The 7,459-nt window shown below is 72.3% G+C and carries 8 protein-coding genes; 2 read left to right on the plus strand and 6 right to left on the minus strand.

The features are described 5' to 3' along the window. Positions 1-364 precede the first annotated feature (364 nt). Positions 365-805, minus strand: a complete 441-nt coding sequence (locus G3I65_RS39285) for a helix-turn-helix domain-containing protein (RefSeq protein ID WP_160700579.1) — start codon at positions 803-805, stop codon at positions 365-367. Between the two features lie 130 nt (positions 806-935). Between G3I65_RS39285 and G3I65_RS39290 the strand changes: the two genes are divergently transcribed. Next, positions 936-2,132: a thiolase family protein gene (locus G3I65_RS39290; protein ID WP_160700580.1), complete on the plus strand. Its 1,197-nt coding sequence runs from the start codon at positions 936-938 to the stop codon at positions 2,130-2,132. Here the strand turns inward: G3I65_RS39290 and G3I65_RS39295 are convergent. Both G3I65_RS39295 and ligD read right to left on the minus strand, forming a co-directional pair. Then, positions 2,063-2,473: a methylaspartate mutase gene (locus G3I65_RS39295; protein WP_160700581.1), complete on the minus strand. Its 411-nt coding sequence runs from the start codon at positions 2,471-2,473 to the stop codon at positions 2,063-2,065. The genes G3I65_RS39290 and G3I65_RS39295 overlap by 70 nt on opposite strands. Before the next feature lie 44 nt (positions 2,474-2,517). Beyond that, a complete protein-coding gene (gene ligD, locus G3I65_RS39300; protein WP_160700582.1) occupies positions 2,518-3,468 on the minus strand; it encodes a non-homologous end-joining DNA ligase in 951 nt (316 codons plus the stop codon). A 40-nt stretch (positions 3,469-3,508) separates the two neighbouring features. Between ligD and G3I65_RS39305 the strand changes: the two genes are divergently transcribed. Continuing rightward, positions 3,509-4,348 (plus strand): PHP domain-containing protein, encoded by an 840-nt coding sequence (locus G3I65_RS39305; protein ID WP_160700583.1) that lies wholly within the window; start codon positions 3,509-3,511, stop codon positions 4,346-4,348. A 30-nt stretch (positions 4,349-4,378) separates the two neighbouring features. On the opposite strand, the gene G3I65_RS39310 is transcribed toward G3I65_RS39305, so the two are convergent. From G3I65_RS39310 to G3I65_RS39320, 3 genes are all read right to left on the minus strand, one after another. Further along, on the minus strand, positions 4,379-6,406 hold the full coding sequence (locus G3I65_RS39310) for an MDR family MFS transporter (RefSeq protein WP_160700584.1): 2,028 nt from the start codon (positions 6,404-6,406) through the stop codon (positions 4,379-4,381). A 29-nt stretch (positions 6,407-6,435) separates the two neighbouring features. Further along, entirely contained in the window at positions 6,436-6,915 is a 480-nt protein-coding gene (locus tag G3I65_RS39315; protein ID WP_160700585.1) for a GNAT family N-acetyltransferase, read from the minus strand. 16 nt (positions 6,916-6,931) lie between these two features. Further along, a partial coding sequence (locus tag G3I65_RS39320) for a glycosyltransferase (protein ID WP_275940187.1) occupies positions 6,932-7,459 on the minus strand: 528 nt, incomplete at its 5' end.

Below are 7,459 nucleotides of genomic sequence, written 5' to 3' on the forward strand. Positions count from 1 at the left end.
CGGCGCTCGCGGCCACGGCGGGGGTGAGCAGCAGGAGGGACAGGGCGGCGTAGGTCGCCGCGCGCGACAGGAGTCGCTTCGTTCTCATGGGGTTCCTCGGATCCGGGGAGGAGGGGAGACGCGTCGGGACGGCACAACCAGGGAACGGGCACGCGCGGGCGGGATCCCGGGGGCGCGCGGGCGCAGCACGTCATAGGCACCTCTTCGTCGAGGGCTTCCTGACAGCTGCTTCGATTTCTCGCGCTGTTGTCAGGTTCTTGCACTGATTCGTTCAAGAGTTACCGTGACGGGGGTCTCAAGTCAACGCCCGGACACCAAAAAGGCCTCCTCGCGGGGGATGCGAGGAGACCTTGAGCTGGTCAGGTCAGGAGTGGACGGCTCCGAGGCGGATCGCGCGGGTACCGGGCGCGTTGACCGCCTCGCCGCACTGGGCGCAGACGGTGACCGGGTGCAGCTCCGCGCCGCAGGCGTGCCGCCAGAGCGTGGGCGGTTCGCCCTGGTGGACGTACTTGTCGCCCCACGCCATCAGCCCGAGCAGGATCGGCTGCAGCGCCCGGCCGGCTTCGGTCGGGTAGTACTCGTGCCGCGGCGGGTGGGCCTCGTACTGGACCTTCTCGAGCACGCCGGCGTCGACGAGCTTGTGCAGCCGCGCGGCGAGGATGTCCCGGCTCGCACCGGTGTTCTCGGCGATCTGGTTGAAGCGGCGGTTCCCCAGCATGATCTCGCGCAACGCCAAGAGGCTCCACCGTTCGCCGACGACCTCGAGGGCCTCCGCGACCGAGCACTCACGACCACGCCGGACCATGCCACCTCCATCGGGTTGAAAATCCAACCTAGCACGTCAAGGCCTGTGACTTGCCGAACACCTAAGTTGTGGAATCCAACTTACCCGGCGTATACCGAACACATCCCCGATCTGCGAGGAGGCAGACGTCATGACGGACGCGGTGATCGTCGACGCGGTACGGACCCCCATCGGCAAGGGCAAGCCGAACGGAACGCTCGCCGGGGTGCACCCCGTCGACCTGCATGCCCACGTCCTGCGCGAGCTCGTCGGACGCACCGGTGTCGACCCGGCCCGGATCGACGACGTCATCAGCGGCGCCGTCGGGCAGATCGGTGAGCAGAGCATGAACACCGCCCGGTGGGCCGCGCTCGCCGCCGGGCTGCCGGAGTCGGTGCCCGCCGTGACCGTGGACCGGCAGTGCGGCAGCAGCCAGCAGGCCGTCCACTTCGCCGCGCAGGGCGTCATCGCCGGCGCGTACGACGTCGTGCTCGCCTCCGGTGTCGAGTCGATGAGCCGGGTGCCGATGGGCAGCCAGGCCGCCGGGCGGGACCCGTTCGGTCCGCAGGTCGCCGCGCGCTACCCGGACGGCCTCGTGCCGCAGGGCATCAGCGCGGAGCTCATCGCCGCGAAGTGGGGTTTCAGCCGGGCGCAGCTGGACGAGTTCTCCGCCCGGAGCCACCAGCGGGCCGCGCGGGCCTGGGCGGACGGGAAGTTCGCCGGCGAGGTCGCGCCGCTCAAAGCACCCGGGCCGGACGGAGTGCCGGTCGACGTCACGACGGACGAGACCGTGCGGCCGGGCACCACGCCGGAGATCCTCGCCGGGCTCAAGCCCGCCTTCCGCACCGAGGGCTGGGAGCAGCGGTTCCCCGAGCTCGGCTGGCACGTCACCGCGGGCAACTCGTCGCCGATCAACGACGGTGCCGCCGCGCTGATGATCACCAGCTCCGAGACGGCGAAGGCGCTCGGGCTGCGGCCGCGGGCCCGGCTCCACAGCTTCGCCGTCACCGGTGACGACCCGCTCCTCATGCTGACCGGCATCATCCCGGCCACCCGCAAGGTCCTCGCCCGGGCGGGCCTCGCCGTCTCCGACATCGACGCGTTCGAGGTCAACGAAGCGTTCGCGAGCGTCGTGCTGGCCTGGCAGCACGAGATCGGCGCGGACCCGGCGAAGGTCAACGTCAACGGCGGCGCGATCGCGATCGGCCACCCGCTCGGCGGCAGCGGCGCCCGGCTGATGACGACGCTCCTGTCGGTGCTGGAGCAGACCGGCGGCCGCTACGGCCTGCAGACGATGTGCGAGGCGGGCGGCCTCGCCAACGCGACCATCGTCGAACGCCTGGACTGACGCGCCAGGTACGCCCGCAGCGCCGCCACGGCTCCCCCGGGATCCGCGGCGGCGACCGGGAACACCTCGTCGTAGCCGAGGGCGAGCAGCTCCGCGCGCGTGTGGCGCAGCCGGCCGCCGAGCACCACGGGCAACCCGCCCAGCCCGGGGTCGGCGCGCACGCGGCGGAGCACGTCCACGCCCGAACCGCCGTGCACAGTGGACAGCACCAGGCAGTCCGGCCGCGCGCGGCGGCACGTCTTGAGCACCTCGGCCGCCACGCGCACCTCGTGGCCCTCGCGTTCGAGGACCACCTGCAACGCCAGCAGGCTCCACGCGCCCGCGTCCACACCCGACAGCACGACCTTCACCCCGAGCCGAGCCGCGAACCCGCCCGGGAAATACGTCAGTCCGGGTCGGGTGGTTCCTCGACACCGTCGCGATCGGCCCACTCCAGCAGCGGTTCCAGCGAGAAGACTGCCTTGTCGATGTCCGCGTGGAGGTCGCCCAGCTCGGCGAAGCGCGCCGGGACGGTCGCGATGGTGCAGTCGCCCGGCTCGACGTCGTCGATCTCGTCCCAGCGGATCGGCGTCGACACGGTGCCTTCGGGGTTGCCACGCACCGAATACGCGCTCGCGATCGTGTGGTCGCGGGCGTTCTGGTTGTAGTCGACGAACAGCGTCCGCGGGTCGCGGTCCTTGCGCCACCAGGTCGTGGTCACGTCGTCGGGGGCCCGCCGTTCGACCTCGCGGGCGAAGGCGAGCGCTGCCCGGCGGACGTCGGCGAAGCCCCATCGCGGTTCGATCCGGACGTAGACGTGCAGGCCGCGGCCGCCGGAGGTCTTCGGCCAGCCGACCGCGCCGAGCTCGTCGAGGACCTCGTGCGCGACGTGGGCGACGCGGCGGACGCGGTCGAAGCCGCAGTCGGGCATCGGGTCGAGGTCGATGCGCCACTCGTCCGGCTTCTCGGTGTCGGCGCGCCGCGAGTTCCACGGGTGGAACTCCACTGTGGACATCTGCACCGCCCAGGCGACGTGCGCCAGCTCGGTCACGCACAGCTCGTCGGCGTGCCGGTTGTACCGCGGGAACGTGACCCGGACGGTCTCCAGCCACGGCGGCGCGCCGTTCGGCACGCGCTTCTGGTGCACCTTCTCCCCCGCCACGCCGGACGGGAAGCGGTGCAGCATGCACGGCCGCTCGCGCAGCGCGTTGACGATGCCGTCGCCGACCGAGAGGTAGTAGTTGACCAGGTCGAGCTTCGTCTCGCCGCGGGCCGGGAAGTAGACCCGGTCCGGGTTCGAGATGCGGACCTCGTGCGGCCCGACCTCCAGCTCCACCGACGGAGACTTCTGCGCCATGGTTGAGACGCTAGCCGAAAAACGTGGCTACGGTGGGCCGGTGAGCTTGCCGCCGGACGGTCACGTCCACACCGAATGGTCCTGGGACACCGTGACCGGGTCGATGCTCGGCTCCTGCGAACGGGCCCTCGAGCTGGGCCTGCCGTCGGTGGCGTTCACCGAGCACGCGGACCTGACGCCGTGGCTGATCCCCGAGCCGGTCCGCCCACTGCTGCCGGACCACTTCCGGGTGCGGCTGCGCCCGGACGGCGTCCTCGAGCCGCCGGACCTCGACGTCGAGGGCTACCTGGCGTGCGTCGCGGAGTGCCGCGAGCGGTTCCCGTCGATGCGGATCCTCTCCGGGGTCGAGCTGAGCGAGCCGCACTGGCACCGCGAACGGGCCGACGCGCTGCTCGCGGCCCACGGCTTCGACCGCGTGCTCGGCTCGGTGCACTCCCTGCCCGGCGACGACGGGCACCACCACGAACTGACCGTCGTGTCCGGCCGTCCGCCCGGCGAGATCCTGCGCGCGTACCTGACGGAGGTGCTCGGCCTGGTCGAGTCGACGGCGGACTTCGCGGTGCTCGCGCACATCGACTACGCGCTGCGGTCGTGGCCCGCCGAAGGCCCGCCGTTCGCGGCCGCGGAGTTCGAGGAGGAGTTCCGCACGGTGCTGCGCGCGCTGAAGGCGAGCGGACGGGCCCTGGAGGTCAACACGAAGGTGCCGCTGCCGGGCGAGGTCGTGCGCTGGTGGTTCCAGGACGGTGGCGAGGCCGTGGCGTTCGGCAGCGACGCCCACGAAGCGGGCCTCGTCGGCGCCGGCTTCGCCGAGGCCGCCGCGCTCGTCGAGTCGTGCGGCTTCCGCCCGGGCCGCACCCCGCACGACTTCTGGCGCCGCTGAGACCCGCCACTTTCCCTAGGAAAGATGCGTTCAGGCCAGTGCGTGCCGTCCGTACGCCCGGGACTCGGCGCTCTGGTCGAGCAGCCGGGCCGCCACGCGGCCGATCGCCGCGTCCAGCTCGGCGCGGTTGCCGGTGCCCCAGTCGCCGAGGCGGTCGGCCAGCCAGTCGTGCCAGGCGCCGACGACCTTCGCGAACTCCGTGCGGCCCGCGGGAGTCAGCTCCCAGCCGTCGCGGGAGTAGTGCAGGTGGCCGGTCAGTTCCAGGCGGTTGAACGCCGGTTCGAGCACCGGCGCGGGGACGCCGAAGTGCTCGCCGATCGCCTTGAGCGTCGGCGGCTCGCCGCGGCGTTCGCGCAGGTGGACCTGCAAGAGGCACCAGATGCCGCCTTCGTCGAGGTCGCTGCCGGCCCGCTCGACGATCGCCGGCGCCACCTTGCGGCGCTCGCGGAAGAACAGCGTCGCGACCGCGCGTTCCAACTCGCGGTCATCCGTGCGGGCTTCCGGCATCGCGAAGCCGTCGCCGAGGTCCGGGGCGGCCGCGCGGGCGGTGTCGCGCAGCGGGACCTCCTTGAGGAAGAACGCCAGCGCGAACGCCACCAGGCCGACCGGCGCGGCGGCGAGGAACACCACGTGCAGGGCGTCGCTGTACACCTTGATCACCGGCGCCGACACCGACGCCGGCAGCGCGTGCAACGCGGTCGGCACCTGCAGCGCGCGCGGGTCGACACCCGGCGGCACCGGGAGCGCCGCGAGCTTCGGCGTCAGCTGGTTGGCGTACACCGTGCCGAAGATCGCCGCGCCGAACGAGCTGCCGATCGAGCGCAGGAACGTCACGCCCGAGGTGGCGACGCCGAGGTCGGCGTAGTCGACGGTGTTCTGCACGGCGATGGTCAGCACCTGCATGCCCAGCCCGATGCCGAGGCCGAGCACGGCCATGTACGCCGACGCCTCCCAGAAGCCGGTGTCGGTGTCGAGCCGGGACAGCAGGTAGAGCCCGATCGTCATCCCCGCCGCGCCGACCAGCGGGAAGATCTTGTAGCGCCCGGTCTTGCTGACCGCGTTGCCCGCCGCGATCGACGCGACGAGCAGCGCCAGCACCATCGGCAGCAGCCGGACCCCGGACGAGGTGGCGGACGTCCCTTGCACGTACTGCATGTACGTCGGCAGGTAGGACAGCGCGCCGAGCATCGCGAAGCCGACGACGAAGCTCATGATCCCGCCGACGGTGAAGACCGGGTTGCGGAACAACCGCATCGGCAGCATCGGTTCCTTCGCCCGCAGTTCGACGAAGACGAACGCGGCCAGCAGCACGACCGAGCCGATCGCCATCCCGATGATCGTCGGCGAGCCCCACGCGTACTGCGTGCCGCCCCAGCTCGTGACCAGGGTCAGGCCGGTCGCGGCGAGGCCGATCAGCAGGATGCCGAGGTAGTCGATGACCGGCTTGACCACGGCGCGGGCGTTCGGCATCGCCGAGGACGCCACGACCAGCACCACGACGACCAGCGGGATGTTGACGTAGAACGCCCAGCGCCAGGAGAGGTGGTCGACGAAGAAGCCGCCGAGCATCGGGCCCGCGACGGTCACCACGCCGAAGACCGACCCGAGCACGCCCTGGTACTTGCCGCGCTCGCGCAGCGGGACGACGTCGGCGATGAGCGCGGTCGAGGTGACCATCAGCCCGCCGCCGCCGAGGCCCTGCACCGCGCGCCAGACGATCAGCCACACCATGCTGTCGGCGAACCCGGCGAAGAACGAGCCGATGCCGAACACGACCACGGACAGCTGGAACATCAGCTTGCGCCCGAAGAGGTCGCCGAGCTTGCCGACGACGACGGTCATGATGGTTTCGGCGAGCAGGTAGGACGTGACGACCCAGGACAGGTGCCCAGCGCCGCCGAGGTCGCCGACGATCGTGGGCAGCGCGGTCCCGACGATGGTCTGGTCCAGCGCGGCCAGCAGCATCCCGAGGAGCACGGCGCCGAAGACGGCGTTGACCCGCGCCTTGGTCAGCGGCGCGGGTCCCGGCTCGTGGGCGACCTCCGCGGTGGCCGTCATCTCGCGCCCTCCTCGCTCGGCCTCCGAGGCTAGTGCGCGGAGTCCACTGTGGATAGCCACTCGTTCCGGTGACGCAGCACCACTTCGAACGGCTCGAAGCCCTGCGCGCGGTAGAACTCCAGCGCACCGTGGTTGGCCGCGTAAGCCGTGACCTTGACGTCGTTCGCGCCGTGGTCCCGTGCCCAGCCGAGGAAGGCCTCGACCAGCGCGGCGCCGGCGCCGGACCGGCGGTGCCCCGGGCCGACCCGCATGCTCTCCAGCACCGCGCTCACCGCGCCGGGCCGCAGCGGGTCCGGGGGCCGCAGCCGCCCGATCAGGTGCCCGCCGGCGGCGAGCAGGCACAGGCAGGCCGGGTCCGCGACGAGGCTCGCGTAGTAGGCCTCGCCTTCGCGGGCGGGCCAGCCGGTGTCCATGAACGGATCGCGGCGGCCGCCGTCCTCTTCGAACAGCGCCGCGGCCGAAGCCACGAGGGCCGGGACGTCACCCGGGGCGCACACGGAAACAGTCATCCCGGCACGGTAGCCCTCAGGTTTCCGGCAGCAGGCTCTCCAGCGCGAGCTGCTCCAGGTGCCCGGCCGCGGCGGCGCTGCCACCCCCCGCGCGGAACGACGCCGCCACCGCTTCGGCCGCACGGCGGTACGACGGTTCCGTGAGCACCTCTTCGAGTGCCGTCACGATCCGCTCGCGGTTCGCGCGGCCGAAGCGCAGCCTGATGCCCGCGCCCGCGGCGACCACCTGGGCCGCGACGATCGGCTGGTCGTCGCGGATCGGCGCGACCACCAGCGGCAGGCCGTGCCACAGCGCCTCGCACACCGTGTTGTGGCCGGCGTGGCACAGCACCGCGTCCACGCGCGCGAGCAACGGCAGCTGCGGGACCGACGGCCGCACGAGCACGTTCGGTGGCACCGCGCCGAGCACGCCGCCAGGGTCGGCGATCACGGCGCGGGCGGGCAGGCCGGCGAACGCCTCCGCCGTCGCCCTCAGGAAGTCCGCGCCCGCGCCGGTGTTCGCCGTGCCCAGGGAGACCAGCACCGCCGGGCGCGCCGGGTCGAG

The sequence above is a fragment of the Amycolatopsis sp. SID8362 genome (assembly GCF_010550475.1).
Lineage (GTDB): Bacteria > Actinomycetota > Actinomycetes > Mycobacteriales > Pseudonocardiaceae > Amycolatopsis > Amycolatopsis eburnea.

Bases quoted from the DNA above. Each gene is read 5' to 3' on its own strand.
- G3I65_RS39285 (WP_160700579.1), bottom strand. From the start codon at position 805: ATGGTCCGGCGTGGTCGTGAGTGCTCGGTCGCGGAGGCCCTCGAGGTC.
- G3I65_RS39290 (WP_160700580.1), top strand. From the start codon at position 936: ATGACGGACGCGGTGATCGTCGACGCGGTACGGACCCCCATCGGCAAG.
- ligD (WP_160700582.1), bottom strand. From the start codon at position 3,468: ATGGCGCAGAAGTCTCCGTCGGTGGAGCTGGAGGTCGGGCCGCACGAG.
- G3I65_RS39310 (WP_160700584.1), bottom strand. From the start codon at position 6,406: ATGACGGCCACCGCGGAGGTCGCCCACGAGCCGGGACCCGCGCCGCTG.
- G3I65_RS39315 (WP_160700585.1), bottom strand. From the start codon at position 6,915: ATGACTGTTTCCGTGTGCGCCCCGGGTGACGTCCCGGCCCTCGTGGCT.